The organism is Bacillus cereus group sp. BfR-BA-01349 (assembly GCF_022663795.1).
Taxonomy (GTDB): Bacteria; Bacillota; Bacilli; order Bacillales; family Bacillaceae_G; genus Bacillus_A; species Bacillus_A cereus.
Genome location: NZ_JAKUGE010000054.1, coordinates 1 through 15,898, shown reverse-complemented (window position 1 = coordinate 15,898; position 15,898 = coordinate 1). Strand labels below are relative to the sequence as shown.

The following is a 15,898-nucleotide window of genomic DNA, read 5'->3' as shown; positions in this document are numbered from 1 at the left end:
ATGTTTTCCATTATGGGAACTTTTTATGAAAGTTAATCCACTTTATTTACGCATAGTTTTTTCTTATAACAGCAACACTTTTAACAAGGAGGTGTTATTCATTATGGGTAAAGATCGCCAAGAACGAAAACTACGAGAATCACGCCGCGTTGAATCCGATCGTGATCAATCACTACAATATCCAGGTGCAACTGGACTTGATACACCAGAACAGGCTCGAAAACAAAACCAGCACTAATTAATACAAAAAGACGGTTTCGATATTGTACGAAACCGTCTTTTACATAATCAGTTTAATGTTTTCTATTTATATTGAAATAATATTTTGCGCACCATATCCTCCCATCACTTCTTTTTACCTTCACCTATTCCCGTTAAAAATTAAGTTCTATCCAGTAATCCGACAACACACCATCTACATTTTTTAGTCCTTTTTCAATTGCAATTTTTACGAAATGATATTTTTATATAATACTAGTCCCATTCTCCACTTTATATTACGAAAAAGAATAGAACAAAAAAAATCAACCGAACGGTTGATTTTTTATCTCCTACTATAATGCGCAGTATCAATACCACGCTGCATTAACCAATGATATGTTTCACCCTTTACAACAAGAGGTACAGATTGCAACTCTTCTATCGTCTTCGCACCAAGAGCTGTCATTATAAATTTCAAATCTGTATGTAGAAGCTCAATTTCATCCACTAACTTCTCGATACCATCTTGCATTAAAATACGTAAAAAGTAACCAGCAAACGCAGTTGTATTCGCCCCTAATGCGATCGCTTTCGCTACGTCAAGCGCTGTTTGTATACCCCCAGATGCAATAAAAGAGAGGTTATTATTTGTAGAGGTTGCTTCAATAATCGAGGTTGCTGTTTGTATGCCCCAGTTATTAAAATAAGAAAGCATTCGCTGTCTTCTTTCATTTTCAACAGCAGCAAAATTTGTACCACCTTGCCCACCAATATCAATTGCTGTTACACCTACGTTCACTAACTGTTGCATTGTTTCCTTACTCATCCCAAATCCAACTTCTTTTACAATGATAGGAACTTTACTATTTAAAACAATTTTCTCAATACGCTGAAGTACTCCAGTAAAATCACGGTCTCCTTCTGGCATCGTTAACTCTTGTATGACATTTAAATGAATTTGTAATGCATTCGCTTCAATCATATCAACGGCGCGCTCTGCCTGCTCGATAGTTGCCTCACTACCTAAATTAGCAAAGAAAATACCATTTGGGTTTACCTTTCTAATCACCTTATAAGAAGCAGCTTCACTTTCATCTTTTAACGCCGCCATTTGCGAACCTACAGCCATAGCAAGGTTATGATGTTTCGCTACATATGCTAATTGCTCATTAATATGTAACGTTTTCTCTCCTCCACCACCAGTCATCGCATTGATAAAAATCGGCGAACTTAGTGAAAGTTCGCCGATTTTTGTTTCACATGTTATTGTGTCATAATTTGAATTTGGCAAGCTTTGATGCACAAAATCAATATCATGAAAGCCATGCGTACGAGACTGACCAGTAGAAAGAGCGTATTCAATATGATCTAATTTACGTTTTGCCCTTACCACTTGTACCCCTCATTATTTCTTTAATTTTTTCAGTTGTTCACCAATAATATCACTTAATTGGAAAGTAGCAGAATCAGCATTTGGCTCATACTGACTATAATCTTCAGTTACATTATTTTCCTCAAGCGCTTCTTTTATACTTAAAGAAATACGTTTCTCTGCTACGTGAACTTCAAGTACTTTCACTTTTACTTCTTGTCCCATTTCCAATACTTCATTCGGATTTTTCACGTGACGATTTGCAATTTGAGATACGTGCACAAGTCCTTCAACGCCCGGTAAAACCTCAACGAATGCACCAAATGTAACAAGGCGTTTTACTACTCCCTCACGAATATCTCCAGCTTTTATTTCGCCAGCAACGTTTTCCCAAGGTCCTGGTTGAGCTGCTTTAATTGATAAAGAAATACGTTGTGTATCAGCATCAACAGATAACACCTTTACCTTAACCTTTTGACCTTGCTCTAACACTTCAGAAGGTTGCTCTACACGTTCGTGTGAAATTTGTGAAATGTGAACTAAACCGTCCACTCCACCAACATTAACGAATGCGCCAAAGTCAGTTAATCGTTGTACTGTTCCTTCAACAACGTCCCCTTCTTTTAATGAAGAAATTGCTTCTTTTTTCTTAGAATCTAGTTCTAATTCTACTACCGCTTTATGCGAAAGGATTACACGATTTTTTTCACGGTCTAATTCAACAATTTTCACCGCTAATGTTTTACCTTTATAGTCAGTAAAGTCTTCTACATAATGTACTTCTACAAGTGAAGCTGGAATAAAACCGCGAACACCAAGGTCCACAACTAATCCGCCATTCACAATATCTTTTACAGTAACATCAAATACATGACCAGAAGTAAATTTCTCTTGTAGTTCTACCCATGCTTTTTCTGCATCAACAGCACGTTTAGATAAGACAAGATCATCTTCTTCTAATTTAATAATTTTTAACTCTAGTGTTTGATCTAATTCTACAACATCGCTTGCTTTTTCAATATGAACGTTAGCTAATTCACTAATTGGAATTACGCCATCTGTTTTGTATCCAACATTTACAAGCACTTGTTTCTCTTCAACCTTCGTTACAGAACCTGTAACAACGTCACCAACTTGTAATTCTTTTGAATCCATAACTTCTTCATTCATTTTCTCTACCATGGAAATACCTCCCTACAGAATTGACAAAGCATTTTTTATGTATATACGAAATGAAAACAAAGTTTTCATTTGCATGTTTAAGAATTTCTCATCACATACTCTTTTTCAATAACATTCACAAGAAAATATATTAAACCTATATAAATAGTATACAGCAAAACCAGCTTGAAAAAAGTATGTTTTGAAATATAATAGCGAATATATTCTGACAGTTTTATTCCTCTTTAACTAACTTCTTACAAATCAGCTCATTTGTCAAGGAAAGAGACTCACAATTCACGTATCCTTTACATTTCTATTTAAACAAAAAAAGAAAGAGGATTATCCCCTTTCTTTATTTCGCAAACACTCCAGAAACAATGCTCATAATTTTTTGGACAACTTCTTCAATTGATAAAGAAGTCGTATCTAATTCCAATGCATCATCAGCCTTTTTTAGTGGAGAAACTTCGCGTTCTGAATCTAATTTATCACGCTGAGCAATTTCTTCTTTTAGCTGCTCTAAATTAGAATCGAAACCTTTATTTAAATTTTCTAAATGCCTTCTTTCCGCTCTTTCTTCAACAGAAGCAAGCATAAAGATTTTCACTTCAGCATCCGGTAATACATGTGTACCAATATCACGGCCGTCCATTACAACGCCACCTTTTTTCGCTAACTCTTGCTGACGACGTACCATTTCTTCACGAACAAGGCGATGTTTCGCTACAATAGATACTCGATTCGTCACATCAGGTGTACGAATTACTTCAGAAACATCTTGTCCATTTAAAAATACAAGCTGTGTATTTTCTCCTTGCTGAAACTCAATATTTACATTCTTTACAACTTCCATTAACTGCTCTTCATTTTCAATGTCTACTTTTTGTTCAAGGGCTGCATATGTAAGCGTACGGTACATTGCGCCTGTATCAATATAAACATAAGAAAGTTCCTTCGCAACAACTTTTGCCACTGTACTTTTCCCTGCAGCTGCTGGACCATCTATAGCAATCGAAATTCGTTTATCCATTGTAACACCTCATTTTTTCACTTATAAAACAAAACGAAAAGCAGGTGTTCACCCTGCTTCTTCTCATTTGCTTCGCGTCATTATATCCTCAATTATTGTAGCATAATCCTTCATAGAAGAAAATGAAAACTACCGATTCACCTGCAAGATTTCCACTTTGTTTTTTACCATAACACCCTCATAATAAACAATTTTAGATAAATATTTCACTGATGACTTATGTATAAATAACAATTGTACAACAGAAAGACAAATGAATTGTATTATTAATATACGAATAAAAATTCTCTCCATCTTTTTCACCGTAATTTCTCCCTCCTATACTATATTTGCACATTTCGTTTCGTAATTTTATACATCGTACATATAGCAGTTAATTTTATTGTCATTTTCGAGGCATACTTTTATACATTTCCATTGTCGAATTTACTCAAAACATGTTATGTTCTAAATGTATTTTTTTACTTGAAAGGGGTATAAGCATTGAAAAGCATCCTAGTTTTACACACAGGTGGAACAATTGCAATGGAGGAAGATAAAGAAACTGGGGTCGTACAACCAGGTAAAAAAAATCCTCTTTTAAAATTCATTCCTGATTTAGAAGGCGATGTTGATTTAATCGTTGAAGATGTGTTCCATCTACCATCTCCTCATATGACACCGAGCGAAATGTTACAATTACAAGTCATCATTGATGAAAGAGTAAAACAAGACAACATTCATGGCGTAGTTATTACGCATGGTACGGATACATTAGAAGAAACAGCTTATTTCTTAGATTTAACAGTACAAGCAACTATTCCGATCGTAGTGACAGGTACAATGCGCTCTAGCAATGAGTTAGGTGCTGATGGTCTATATAACTTCTTATCAGCTGTAAAAGTTGCTAGTTGTGATGAAGCTGCAGAAAAAGGTGTTTTAGTCGTATTAAACGACGAAATTCATTGCGCTACAAATGTAACGAAAACACATACAAGTAATGTCGCAACATTCCAAAGTCCACAATACGGACCAATTGGAATGGTAACAAAACGCGGCGTTGTCTTCCATCACGCTTTAGTACATCGCGAATCATATACGATAAACAAAGTGTCTAAAAATGTAGTTGTTCTAAAAGCATATGCTGGCATGGATGATACATTATTAGCAGCAATCGAAAATCTTCCTGTAGACGGCATTGTTATCGAAGCTCTTGGACAAGGTAATCTCCCTCCAAGAACACTACCTAGCCTAGAAAGATTATTAAATAAAGGTATTCCTGTCGTATTAGTTTCTCGCTGTTTCAACGGTATCGTTCAAGACGTATATTCGTATGAAGGTGGCGGTAAACACTTAAAAGATATGGGCATTGTATTCACATACGGCTTAAATGCACAAAAAGCACGCATTAAATTACTTGTTGCATTAGAGAATACAAATTCCCATGAATCCATTCAAAATATGTTTATGCACGAATAAAAAGGAGCTGTCGAGATTTTCCCGACAGCTCCTTTTTATTTTTCTCTTGATGCAATGGTTTGCGCAATCGCATCTCCATGAAATCTACCGTTCTCGATAAATATTTCATTTGCATTATTTCCAGCAGCAATGACACCTGCAATGAAAATATTTTCAGCATTCGTTTCCATTCTATCCTCTGTATAAATTGGACGTCCTGTTTCTTCATCAATCTGAACACCCATCTTCGTTAAGAAGCTATGATCAGGATGATAACCAGTCATCGCAAATACAAAATCGTTTTGGATTGTAAAAGCTTCACCATCAACTGTAAACGTTAATGTATGCTCAGCAATCTCTTTCACATGAGCTCCAAAATGCATTTGAATTGTACCGTTTCGTACTAACGCCTCAAATTCCGGCAAAATCCAAGGCTTTATGCTTGGTGAATACTCACTTCCACGATACAGTACCGTTACACGTGCACCAGATTTAACAAGTTCTAACGCGGCATCTACACTCGAGTTTTTCCCACCTATAACTACTACATCTCGATCAAAATAAGGATGCCCCTCTTTAAAATAGTGAGCTACTTTCTTCAATTCCTCACCTGGAACATTCATATAATTTGGATTATCATAATATCCAGTTGCCACAACAATATATTTCGCTATATACATTTCCTTACTTCCGTCACGCTTTGTCGTCTCAACCTGAAAAAATTCTCCATCTTTTTGAACTTTCTCCACTCGCTCAAAAGCATTTACACGTACAGATTTACGTTTTACTACTTCACGATAATACGCAAGCGCTTGATTTCGAACTGGCTTACGATTTTCTGTAATAAAAGCTACATCACCAATTTCTAATTTTTCACTAGAAGAGAAAAATGTTTGATGAGTTGGATAATTATAAATGGCATTTACAATGCTTCCTTTTTCAATTACTAACGGATTTATCCCTACCTTTTGCAACGAAATTGCAGCCGCTAATCCGCACGGACCGCCTCCGATTATAATAACTGTTTCTTTCTGCATACTCGTCCACTCCTAGTCTTCTACCAATGCACTATTTATAAAAACAAGAAAAAACCTACTTACAGCAGTAGGCACCTATCTTTATTGTATTCATTTTTCATATATTTGTCATCTAAACGAAACGTACATCCGATAGACATCTGCTAAAAACTGCTGAAATTTAATACCTTGTTTCCCTAATACATTCTCAGGATCAATCTTTCTAGCTGGATCAAGCGTTTTATGTGACACGATATCTTTTTTCGGATTTAAGCCAAAGTTTTGGCATAAATACGCATGATACCATGTAAAACGATTATACGCTTCCCAAAAGTTAACATCGCCACCATAACAAAGTTCCACTCCAATGGCCGCCTTATTTGCGTCATATCCATATAAGTCATTATCCGTCGGCACACCATATCGAACATGATACGCAACTTCATTTATAGGAATAATCTCCAATATTGTTTTATCATCTATAAATGTATGCGCCGAAGCTTTCGGTTGTAATTCATTAAAGTAATCTCGATTCCCTATCGCATTGCTTCCAGGATTCCCTGTATCATGGCTTACGATAAATCTCACTTTAGTCAGAGGAATCCCCGGTCGTGAACTTCCATATCCAATATAATTGCGCTCTATAGGAAACATCGCCATTGCTACCAACTCCCGCTCTAGAAGATTACCTTACTTCCTTATATATGTATTCGGTAGCAATGTCCTTATCGCATATTTCTTACGCGAAGAGAAAATCGAAAATATTTGAAGTGAACACCATAAACAACAAGATACTTACAGCCACTCCATAAAAACCGTAAAACCAAACACAATCTTCTTTCGTATCTAAACCGAAAAATTTATTTACCGATTGTAATAATGTGCCACGCTTGCTTTGTTTGTTTCGTAATACTTCCACTCGCTCTACAACATCTGCTGGCATCATAAATCTTTGGTCTACTGTCATTTTCATCATTTATCTCTCCTTAAAATCATTTCCGTTTTGTTTATCTAAGGAGAGTATAGCACGTTTGTTCGTATAGAACAAACGTGCTTTTTTATTTTTATTTTATTTTTCAGCAAGCCAAGTAAAAATTGAGATTACAACGGCAATAATCGGCCCTACTACAACCACACCAAATATCAGAAACAGTAGCCCTTCCCCGAACATCCGAATGGTACTTATTTTTCGAGCTTTCATCGTTCTTGCGAGTTCTCCCTCTAACCTCTTAACCTTTTCTTCTAATTGTTCTACTCGCTCCAGCATTTCATTCTCCATATACAACACCTCATTTAATACTTCAACAAAAAAACGTGATTCCCTCGAAAGGAAATCACGTTTTCTCAAGATATAATATTTTATACCCAACCTCTGAAGCGGCTTGCTTCAGCCATTTTACGAACACCAACCATGTACGCCGCTAAGCGCATGTTCACTTTACGAACTTGTGCTGTTTCATAAATAGAATCAAATGATCTTACCATTACTTTTTCTAAACGTTGTTCTACTTCTTCTTCAGTCCAGTAGTAACCTTGGTTATTTTGTACCCACTCAAAGTAAGATACTGTTACACCACCAGCACTTGCTAACACGTCTGGAACAAGTAAAATTCCGCGATCTGTTAAAATTTTAGTCGCTTCTAATGTTGTTGGACCATTTGCAGCTTCAACAACGATTTTCGCTTTAATATCATTAGCATTTTCTTCTGTAATTTGGTTCTCAATTGCAGCTGGAACTAAAATATCGCAATCAAGTTCTAACAATTCTTTGTTTGAAATTGTATTGTTAAATAGCTTTGTTACTGTACCGAAGCTATCACGACGGTCTAATAAATAATCAATATCTAATCCATTTGGATCATGTAACGCGCCGTAAGCATCTGAGATTGCAATAACTTTCGCACCTGCATCATGCATAAATTTAGCTAAGAAGCTACCAGCATTACCGAATCCTTGAACAACAACGCGTGCACCCTTAATATCAATGCCACGTTTTTTCGCAGCTTCGCGAATACAAATTGTTACACCTTTCGCTGTTGCTGTTTCACGTCCATGTGATCCACCTAATACAAGCGGTTTACCTGTAATAAATCCTGGTGAATTAAATTCATCAATACGGCTATACTCATCCATCATCCATGCCATAATTTGAGAGTTTGTGAATACATCTGGAGCTGGAATATCTTTCGTCGGTCCTACGATTTGGCTAATTGCTCGTACATAACCGCGGCTTAATTTTTCTAACTCACGGAATGACATTTCACGTGGATCACAAATAATTCCACCCTTACCTCCACCATATGGTAAATCAACAATACCACATTTTAAACTCATCCAGATTGAAAGTGCTTTCACTTCATTTTCTGTTACATTCGGATGGAAGCGAATCCCACCTTTCGTTGGACCAACAGCATCATTATGTTGTGCACGATATCCTGTAAATATTTTAACAGTCCCGTCATCCATACGAACTGGTATTTTCACTGTCATCATACGAATTGGTTCTTTTAATAATTCATATACTTCGTTTGGATAACCCAATTTTTCTAACGCTTCACTAATAACAATTTGTGTTGAATTCAATAGTTCAAAATGTTGTTCCCTTTGTTGTTGTGTTTTTGTTTGAGTTCCCTTTTCGGCTACCATAGTAAGTAAACCCCCTGTAATTTCACTTGTTTAGTAAACCTTCATTGCCTAGTATACACCCTTAAATTTGGAATGCAATAGAAAACGCTAACAAATATATACAAACTATTTTCTGTTGCAAGCGTTTTCACTATTATTATAGTCCTTTTATTACTTTTAGAAAAGTAAAATACTTAAATATTTAAATGTTTTTTATTTTCATCAACCACACTCCTATAAAACTGCATATTTTATTTTCAAAAAGTATGTTCGAGTATTTACAATCATCCCTTCCCTTCTCCAAATAAAAACAAAACCTCAGCTATGTTGTATTAGCTGAGGTTTTGTTTTTTCACAAAGTAATTGTGTATTTGCTCTATCGCGTTAACATCCATTAATTCTTTACCGTACTCCATGATGCGATAAATGGTTGCTGTAGACGGATTACCGTATTCCGCTAAAATAGCTATAAAATCCGCCTTTAACAATTGAATTTGTTCCTCTTCTTCCACCCAAAGATAGAAGCGCTCATCCCACGTATATAGCTTTCCGCCAGTTACACCAAGGTTATATAAGCGATTCGACAGGTTAATTACGTCATCTAGCGTAGCAAACTCATATAATATATGCTCACTTTCATCTAGAGTCACTTGCATTTCAATAAACTCGTCACGGAACTCATCATCTGTATCCATTTCTTGATTTTCTTTCGTTACAATTACAACCATTCCTTGTGCTTGTAGAGAAAACACTTCAACTGCAATCGGACCATCTGCTTCAAACCCTAATTCCTTATTTGCTTCTTGCATCATATCACGAAATAATTGCTGTACTTTCGGTGCATTTCTCCATAAATCTTCTTTCGTTAATCCTCGTTCAGATAAATCATCAAATGTTAGAAAAATTTTTATCTTATTGTAATTTAATCGTTCCAGCCTCATCTCATACCCTCCCTACGTAACCAATGCATCTAATTTTTATTATATGAAATAGAAAATAGATGGTTCTTTTCGAACAACTATTCCGACATTTTTAACCATCCATCCCATTCTTCTTTCGTATCACCAATTAAGATTGTTTCAATGTCCAACTGGTTTAGAACGCCTAGCTTTCCGATAAATCCAACTGAAAGAGATTCCCTTTTTTCTTGTAATAAATTTATAAAGTTCATCGTCTTTTTCATTTCTTGTTCGTCAGCAAAAGATACAAATACATATTTCGGCTGTATTTCCTCTACCGCTGATAACATACCATCTTCAGCTAAGCTTGTCCTAATATATATCGCCTCATATCCTTTTAAGCGTAAATAAGTTGAAAAAATAAATCCTTTCAATGCATCCTTTTCTAACACAATAACTTTGTGTAAAGAGGAAAACATTGAGGCATTGTGATACACCATCCCTAGACGCGTTTGTAAAAATGATAGTGCATATTGAAATTGCACCATTGAAATCTCATTATTATTTTTTGACGTTAATAATTTGTCTGTCACTCGAAGAACAATACTGGCAACAACCTTCTCTGTTGAATATATACTAAAAGCTTCGTTTAATAATGCAGCAATTGTAATTTCATCAAATTTTAACAAAGCTTGTAGCAAATCGTCCACTAAAACAACTTCTTTATCGAAATGTATCTCTTTTTGAACTGTACTCTGCAAACGATTCTCTTCTAATAATTGAACTGCTTGTCCAATCATCATACCGGAAGAAACTTTTTCCATTAACCATTTTAAAATTTGAATATGCTCTTCTGTATATAAACGATGCCCAGCTTGATTCCGCTTTGGGGCAATAATTTGATATCGTCTTTCCCATGCACGAAGCGTACTCGGCTGAACTCCAATTATATTCGAAACGGCTTTTATATTGTATTTCCCATTAAGAGTTGGCATCATTTCCCTCCGCACAATGTAATGATGTGTGTTTGAGCAGGTGCTCGGAAACGAAGTGGTATCAATGTTGTTCCATACCCATTACTAACAAAGAGAATCGTATTTAAATGGTTATATACGCCACCTTTTAAATATTTTTTAGATGGGAATAATCGGATTTGCCCTCCATGCGTATGTCCACTTAAGACAAGTGAAATCTGTTCATTTCCAGACATTTTTTTTATTATATCAGGGTTGTGACTAACTAGGATACGAAAACCATCTTCTTTACAATCCGCCAATGCCAAATCTAGACGATCACGGTGCAATCCAACATCATCTATACCGAGCAAACAAATTTTCTCGCCTAATTCAGACTCAAATACCACTCTTGTATTATCTAAAACTTTTACGTTATTTTCTAATAATAACGCATCTAATTCATGATATTCTATCTCATAATCATTGTTTCCCCACACAAAATATACAGGAGCTATCTCTCTTAACTTTTGAATATTCGCAGAGATTTTTGATAAAGAGACACCTTTCTCCGCTAAATCTCCTCCGATAATTACGAGATCTACTTTTCCTTTTACTTGTTCAATTAACAAATTCGAAATGACTCTTCTATGAATATCAGAAATAAAAAACACATTTACTTTTTGAAAACTTTTCGGAAATTCTTTAAATACTAAAGTATGTTCCAACACCGTATTACGCATCGCTTCTTTATACATCACAAGAAGCAATAAAATACCCATGCCTATGAGAGTACTGAATAATATAATCCATATCATATTTTTGACTCCCCTCCTCATAAAGATAATCCTAGGCTTTTATAACAAACTGTGATCGCTTAACTCACTAGCTTTCTTGCTTTGTGGACTTATCTTTTATCGGAATTTTTAATTCTTGACCTGCACTCACTTCATCTTCTTGCAAGTTATTATACTTTTTAATTACTTCAATTCCATTTCCATCTGAAAAATATTGCTTCGCTATACTTTCTAAAGTTTCTCCCTCTTTCACAGTATGCGTTATTACTTTTTCAGAATGTTTCTGTGACTCAGATTTAGCTGAATCAAAGAAGATTACTTCAAACGCACTTTTTCCGGCATTATTACTATCACCCTTCACCTGAATATATTTATCCGTATACCACAAAATACTAATTGGCAGCAGAATGAATAGAAATGTTAAAACCCGGACGAAAATGTGATTTATTTTAAACTTTTGTTTTTTTTCTTTATTTCTATGAATTTCACTACGCGGCGGTAAACTTTCTTTTTCTTCCACTCGCTCAACTTCTAATTCCTCTTCAAAATCAGGAATTCGTTTCCTCATGTTGTTCACCACCACCTTCCATTTATTTTCTTAATTGGAGTCCCATTATAAAATCAACAAGAAAGTGTGCAAAGATTGTTATAAACAAATTTCCTGTCCATTCAAATACATAACCAAAGACAAAACTAATGAAACAGACGAAACAAAACAAAAATGGCTTTGTTATATAACGAATATGTAACACTGCAAATACGAAGCTCGCAATTACAATTCCAAAATGAGTCTGTACTACACCTCTAAATAAAAATTCTTCTGCAAAACCAATTAAGAACGTAATAACGAGTAAATGCAGAACGGACATTCCTCGAAACATCTTATCGTTAATACCACCATCATCAAACCAAGACTCCGGAAACACTCGCATTGCAACATAATCTAATAACACAATACCAATCGCTAACAAACCACCTATAATAAGTATAGATACTGGTTCCCACTTCCATAAATTAAAGACTTCTTTTACATCTTGAAATAATATATATGCCAGTAAACAGCCAATACCGATAATAATTAACTGTGTTATATATAGATTCAGCCTTATTTCCTGCGGACTCATATCTTCAACATTATGCCTTTGAATGTTCATCATTCCTCCATCTTTTCTAGGCCGAAAAGCTTTTGTAACTCTGTTTCCCAATTATAGTCGAAATCCGATTGTTGCGCTCGTCTTTTTTTATAATCTTCTTTTGTAATACCGCAATAATCGCAGCAATTAATTAACTCTTGCTCTTTCCTATAACCGAACTGTTGCAGCACATATTCACGTCTACATCCTTTAACTTGTATCCATGACTTCATATTTTCTAGCTCACTATATTTATTACGCAACCTTAGTTCTACTTCAGCTATTAATCGGTTCATGATTTCATCTGACAAACCTTCTAATAATAATCTTCGTTGTTGTATAATTCCAACCTGTTCGAGATGATAACGAACGAAACGCCAATATTGCTCATTAAATCTTGCTGCATTATAACAAATTTCTTCTACATCTTCTATTGGTAATTCTTTCGTTTGAAACATTCTTTCTTGTAGTAAAGAAAATAAAAATTGTATTTGTGACTTACTTGGCAATTCATCCTCAATGATTGAAATTGGTAAATCATGATCCAACGGACTACATAATAAAATAGCTATACTCGGTTCGCCATCTCTTCCAGCTCTTCCGATTTCTTGTAAGTAAGAAGCTATATTAGTTGGATAATGAAAATGAATAATATATCGCGTATTCGCCTTATTTACCCCCATACCAAATGCACTTGTGCATATTACAAGTTGCAGTTGATCGTTCATAAACTGCTGTTGAATTAACATACGCTCTTCATGTTCCATACCACCATGATAAAAAGCTACACCAGTAACACCTTTTCCTCTCAAGTATTCCGTTAACCTTTCTGTCCACGCTCTACTTGAGCAATATACAATCCCCGGCCCTTGTAAATACATCACCTGCTCTAAAAGCGCCTCTTTCTTTTCTTCTATCGTCTCTACAAATTGCACATCCATTGCAATATTAGGACGGTCAATAGAGTATACATGTTCCGCGGCACCCTTTAAATTTAAACTATTTGCGATATCCTGCAGTACCCCTTTTGTCGCTGTGGCTGTCAATGCTAATACTGTAGGAGAACCAATATTTTCAATAACTACATTTAGTTTTTTATAGTCCGGTCTAAAATCATAACCCCATTGAGAAATACAATGAGCCTCATCAACAACAAATAATGAAATATGAATTTTCTTCAATTCCCTAATTAATAACTCCGACTGTAACATCTCTGGTGAAACAAAAATAAATTTATATGAAGATAATTTTTTCATCGCTTCTCTTTTTTCATTTAATGTCCGAAAACTATTAAATGCTATTACTCGGTTTTTCACAACATACTTTAATTGTGTCACTTGATCTTCCATTAAAGATAATAACGGTGATACAACAAGCACTGTTCCTTCTCGCATAAGCCCCGGAAACTGATAGCACATAGATTTCCCTCTTCCAGTCGGAAGCATTGCTATCACATCTTTTCCTTCTAATAAATCTGTAATAACTCCTTTTTGACCTGGACGAAATTCAGAATATCCAAACCACTTATATAAATATTCTTCAAGTTTCATTTACACCCTCCATCCGCGCTAATACAAGACGAACTTCAAAATAAGAGATATCTTCTCCAACCGCTTGTTTCAAAACACGTAACTTCCGCGTTTGCAATGCTTCAATTACTTTTATTACTTTGTCTATCTTTTCTTTTTCCATAAACATTTCAATAGGAAAATCTTTTTCTCGCAAAGCAATTTCAACAAAATGATCTTCTATCGTTGCAACCTTTAAATTCCGAATCGTCGCTATTTCTTCTAAAGAACGTCCTTGTCTCCAAAAATTATATGTTTTTTTCGTCGATAAACTAAATAATTCAGCTCTCTCATTTGGATAAGATATAATTTCAGCTAATAGTGGAAATTCATTTTCTTTATCACGAACTTCTTGTATAAAGAAATGCATTGTACCCCAAAATAAAAAATACACCCTGAATATATCTTGTTTCGTAATTTCTGCTAATTGTTGCAATGTACAACCAATACGTTCATAACCCGTTAGCCGATATGTTACAATCGTCGCTTCTATCGTATTGCTCTTTTCTAAAAGATTATGTACTTCCGTCCATAGTTTTCTCGCCAACTCACTTCTCTTATATGGTATTCCTGTTAGAAAACGTTTCACCCACATCATTATTTCTGTATCTTGCTGAATTGGGATAAACTTCGTATTATTCTGTTGTAAATTTGATATAGTTTGAATAATTAATGATAATCTTTTCCAAAATGTTTCACCTAATTCACCATAATGTAAACCATGCAAATGCGCCGGAAAAGCATAAACTTCCTCCCATTTATGTAACTGCATTTTACCCGTAGGTGTTAACACATATGTATTTTCATGTATTTCTTGAATAAAATTCGCTTGCAACAACTTTGCAACTTTACCATCATAGTCATTTCTATTCAACGATTTGTATATTCCGAACAAAAAAGAAATTCGGAACATATTTCCATCTTGTAAAGTTTGCGAAGAACGTTTGCCCTTTAGTAAATAATAAATAGAAGAAACGGTTCTTTCACCATTCAATTGTTTTAAACAATGCAACAAAGTATATTGTATTTGCATGACCGCTTCCACCTTCCAATCTTAACTTCATTCTTTTCAGTACAATTACACTATCTACTTTCGCTCATTAAACTTATCATATAAGAACTATATACTTGTATATATTCTATTGTATCAAACGAAATCATATTTACGTATTTTGAAAATCTTATGACATAATTCAAAAATAAGTTGACACTCTAATTGATAAGCATTATCATTATAATTTTATGTTGAAAAGTTTTACAAACCGTTTTACAATAAGGTTATAATTTTTATGGCGAGCTTTTCACATACATATTATCAGGAGGGAAAAAAGATGGCAAAATATACAATCGTTGATAAAGATACTTGTATTGCATGTGGTGCTTGTGGCGCTGCTGCACCAGACATTTATGACTATGATGATGAAGGTATTGCATTTGTAACATTAGATGATAACCAAGGTATCGTTGAAATTCCAGATGTATTAATTGAAGATATGATGGATGCATTCGAAGGCTGTCCAACTGACTCAATTAAAGTTGCTGACGAATCATTCGACGGAGACGCTTTAAAATTCGAATAGTCTTTTATTAACTTCAAAAAATGCCCCTCATATTGTGAAGTGCACCCCAATTGTTAGACACATAACTAACAATTGGAGGTGCATTTTTTATGGCTAAATTTTCTTCAAAAGATAAAATAAAAG

At 34.9% G+C, this 15,898-nt stretch carries 19 protein-coding genes; 3 read left to right on the top strand and 16 right to left on the bottom strand.

The window, feature by feature from the left end; all coding sequences use genetic code 11:
* Positions 1-103: 103 nt before the first annotated feature.
* On the top strand, positions 104-238 hold the full coding sequence (locus tag MR169_RS23235) for a YpzI family protein (protein ID WP_000513900.1): 135 nt from the start codon (positions 104-106) through the stop codon (positions 236-238).
* A gap of 306 nt (positions 239-544) precedes the next feature.
* On the opposite strand, the gene MR169_RS23230 is transcribed toward MR169_RS23235, so the two are convergent.
* The 4 genes from MR169_RS23230 to MR169_RS23215 all read right to left on the bottom strand — a co-directional run bounded on the left by MR169_RS23230 (position 545) and on the right by MR169_RS23215 (position 4,070).
* A complete protein-coding gene (locus tag MR169_RS23230; protein WP_000251036.1) occupies positions 545-1,594 on the bottom strand; it encodes a type 2 isopentenyl-diphosphate Delta-isomerase in 1,050 nt (349 codons plus the stop codon).
* 12 nt (positions 1,595-1,606) lie between these two features.
* On the bottom strand, positions 1,607-2,755 hold the full coding sequence (rpsA, locus tag MR169_RS23225; protein WP_000229561.1) for a 30S ribosomal protein S1: 1,149 nt from the start codon (positions 2,753-2,755) through the stop codon (positions 1,607-1,609).
* 334 nt (positions 2,756-3,089) lie between these two features.
* The gene (gene cmk, locus MR169_RS23220; protein WP_000361252.1) at positions 3,090-3,767 is read right to left on the bottom strand and encodes a (d)CMP kinase; all 678 of its coding nucleotides are present in this window, start codon (positions 3,765-3,767) and stop codon (positions 3,090-3,092) included.
* Positions 3,768-3,896: 129 nt separating this feature from the next.
* The gene (locus MR169_RS23215; RefSeq protein WP_000738057.1) at positions 3,897-4,070 is read right to left on the bottom strand and encodes a YpfB family protein; all 174 of its coding nucleotides are present in this window, start codon (positions 4,068-4,070) and stop codon (positions 3,897-3,899) included.
* Positions 4,071-4,250: 180 nt separating this feature from the next.
* On the opposite strand from MR169_RS23215, the gene ansA reads away from it, so the two are divergent.
* Positions 4,251-5,225: an asparaginase gene (ansA, locus tag MR169_RS23210; RefSeq protein ID WP_255846528.1), complete on the top strand. Its 975-nt coding sequence runs from the start codon at positions 4,251-4,253 to the stop codon at positions 5,223-5,225.
* 35 nt (positions 5,226-5,260) lie between these two features.
* Here ansA and MR169_RS23205 read toward each other — a convergent pair whose 3' ends face one another.
* The 12 genes from MR169_RS23205 to MR169_RS23150 all read right to left on the bottom strand — a co-directional run bounded on the left by MR169_RS23205 (position 5,261) and on the right by MR169_RS23150 (position 15,228).
* Positions 5,261-6,241 (bottom strand): YpdA family putative bacillithiol disulfide reductase, encoded by a 981-nt coding sequence (locus MR169_RS23205; RefSeq protein ID WP_242320101.1) that lies wholly within the window; start codon positions 6,239-6,241, stop codon positions 5,261-5,263.
* Positions 6,242-6,349: 108 nt separating this feature from the next.
* On the bottom strand, positions 6,350-6,880 hold the full coding sequence (locus MR169_RS23200) for a peptidoglycan recognition protein family protein (RefSeq protein ID WP_001240655.1): 531 nt from the start codon (positions 6,878-6,880) through the stop codon (positions 6,350-6,352).
* Between the two features lie 79 nt (positions 6,881-6,959).
* On the bottom strand, positions 6,960-7,196 hold the full coding sequence (locus MR169_RS23195) for a DUF3961 domain-containing protein (protein WP_001983018.1): 237 nt from the start codon (positions 7,194-7,196) through the stop codon (positions 6,960-6,962).
* 93 nt (positions 7,197-7,289) lie between these two features.
* Positions 7,290-7,499: a hypothetical protein gene (locus tag MR169_RS23190; protein WP_098782124.1), complete on the bottom strand. Its 210-nt coding sequence runs from the start codon at positions 7,497-7,499 to the stop codon at positions 7,290-7,292.
* A gap of 80 nt (positions 7,500-7,579) precedes the next feature.
* Positions 7,580-8,866 carry a Glu/Leu/Phe/Val family dehydrogenase gene (gene gudB, locus MR169_RS23185; RefSeq protein ID WP_242320100.1) on the bottom strand — a complete coding sequence of 429 codons (1,287 nt, stop codon included), beginning with the start codon at positions 8,864-8,866 and terminating at the stop codon, positions 7,580-7,582.
* Positions 8,867-9,177: 311 nt separating this feature from the next.
* On the bottom strand, positions 9,178-9,786 hold the full coding sequence (locus MR169_RS23180; protein WP_001235402.1) for a genetic competence negative regulator: 609 nt from the start codon (positions 9,784-9,786) through the stop codon (positions 9,178-9,180).
* A 77-nt stretch (positions 9,787-9,863) separates the two neighbouring features.
* Positions 9,864-10,739 carry a MerR family transcriptional regulator gene (locus tag MR169_RS23175; RefSeq protein WP_001142651.1) on the bottom strand — a complete coding sequence of 292 codons (876 nt, stop codon included), beginning with the start codon at positions 10,737-10,739 and terminating at the stop codon, positions 9,864-9,866.
* Positions 10,739-11,515, bottom strand: a complete 777-nt coding sequence (locus MR169_RS23170) for a metallophosphoesterase (RefSeq protein ID WP_000637796.1) — start codon at positions 11,513-11,515, stop codon at positions 10,739-10,741. Before MR169_RS23170 ends, MR169_RS23175 begins: the two co-directional genes overlap by 1 nt.
* A 67-nt stretch (positions 11,516-11,582) precedes the next feature.
* Positions 11,583-12,062, bottom strand: a complete 480-nt coding sequence (locus MR169_RS23165) for a LysM peptidoglycan-binding domain-containing protein (RefSeq protein WP_001231553.1) — start codon at positions 12,060-12,062, stop codon at positions 11,583-11,585.
* Positions 12,063-12,084: 22 nt separating this feature from the next.
* On the bottom strand, positions 12,085-12,648 hold the full coding sequence (locus tag MR169_RS23160; protein WP_001025780.1) for a CPBP family intramembrane glutamic endopeptidase: 564 nt from the start codon (positions 12,646-12,648) through the stop codon (positions 12,085-12,087).
* Entirely contained in the window at positions 12,648-14,177 is a 1,530-nt protein-coding gene (gene recQ / locus MR169_RS23155; protein WP_016117484.1) for an ATP-dependent DNA helicase RecQ, read from the bottom strand. The genes MR169_RS23160 and recQ overlap by 1 nt, the downstream gene beginning before the upstream one ends.
* Positions 14,167-15,228: a YpbB family protein gene (locus MR169_RS23150; RefSeq protein WP_242320099.1), complete on the bottom strand. Its 1,062-nt coding sequence runs from the start codon at positions 15,226-15,228 to the stop codon at positions 14,167-14,169. Before MR169_RS23150 ends, recQ begins: the two co-directional genes overlap by 11 nt.
* A gap of 298 nt (positions 15,229-15,526) precedes the next feature.
* Between MR169_RS23150 and MR169_RS23145 the strand changes: the two genes are divergently transcribed.
* Positions 15,527-15,775, top strand: a complete 249-nt coding sequence (locus MR169_RS23145; protein WP_001151993.1) for a ferredoxin — start codon at positions 15,527-15,529, stop codon at positions 15,773-15,775.
* Positions 15,776-15,898: the final 123 nt, after the last annotated feature.

What these genes read in the sequence shown, in the direction of transcription:
- MR169_RS23235 (WP_000513900.1), top strand. Translation starts at nt 104, where the DNA reads ATGGGTAAAGATCGCCAAGAACGAAAACTACGAGAATCACGCCGCGTT.
- rpsA (WP_000229561.1), bottom strand. Translation starts at nt 2,755, where the DNA reads ATGGTAGAGAAAATGAATGAAGAAGTTATGGATTCAAAAGAATTACAA.
- cmk (WP_000361252.1), bottom strand. Translation starts at nt 3,767, where the DNA reads ATGGATAAACGAATTTCGATTGCTATAGATGGTCCAGCAGCTGCAGGG.
- MR169_RS23205 (WP_242320101.1), bottom strand. Translation starts at nt 6,241, where the DNA reads ATGCAGAAAGAAACAGTTATTATAATCGGAGGCGGTCCGTGCGGATTA.
- MR169_RS23200 (WP_001240655.1), bottom strand. Translation starts at nt 6,880, where the DNA reads ATGGCGATGTTTCCTATAGAGCGCAATTATATTGGATATGGAAGTTCA.
- MR169_RS23195 (WP_001983018.1), bottom strand. Translation starts at nt 7,196, where the DNA reads ATGATGAAAATGACAGTAGACCAAAGATTTATGATGCCAGCAGATGTT.
- MR169_RS23190 (WP_098782124.1), bottom strand. Translation starts at nt 7,499, where the DNA reads ATGGAGAATGAAATGCTGGAGCGAGTAGAACAATTAGAAGAAAAGGTT.
- gudB (WP_242320100.1), bottom strand. Translation starts at nt 8,866, where the DNA reads ATGGTAGCCGAAAAGGGAACTCAAACAAAAACACAACAACAAAGGGAA.
- MR169_RS23180 (WP_001235402.1), bottom strand. Translation starts at nt 9,786, where the DNA reads ATGAGGCTGGAACGATTAAATTACAATAAGATAAAAATTTTTCTAACA.
- MR169_RS23175 (WP_001142651.1), bottom strand. Translation starts at nt 10,739, where the DNA reads ATGCCAACTCTTAATGGGAAATACAATATAAAAGCCGTTTCGAATATA.
- MR169_RS23170 (WP_000637796.1), bottom strand. Translation starts at nt 11,515, where the DNA reads ATGATATGGATTATATTATTCAGTACTCTCATAGGCATGGGTATTTTA.
- MR169_RS23165 (WP_001231553.1), bottom strand. Translation starts at nt 12,062, where the DNA reads ATGAGGAAACGAATTCCTGATTTTGAAGAGGAATTAGAAGTTGAGCGA.
- MR169_RS23160 (WP_001025780.1), bottom strand. Translation starts at nt 12,648, where the DNA reads ATGAACATTCAAAGGCATAATGTTGAAGATATGAGTCCGCAGGAAATA.
- recQ (WP_016117484.1), bottom strand. Translation starts at nt 14,177, where the DNA reads ATGAAACTTGAAGAATATTTATATAAGTGGTTTGGATATTCTGAATTT.
- MR169_RS23150 (WP_242320099.1), bottom strand. Translation starts at nt 15,228, where the DNA reads ATGCAAATACAATATACTTTGTTGCATTGTTTAAAACAATTGAATGGT.
- MR169_RS23145 (WP_001151993.1), top strand. Translation starts at nt 15,527, where the DNA reads ATGGCAAAATATACAATCGTTGATAAAGATACTTGTATTGCATGTGGT.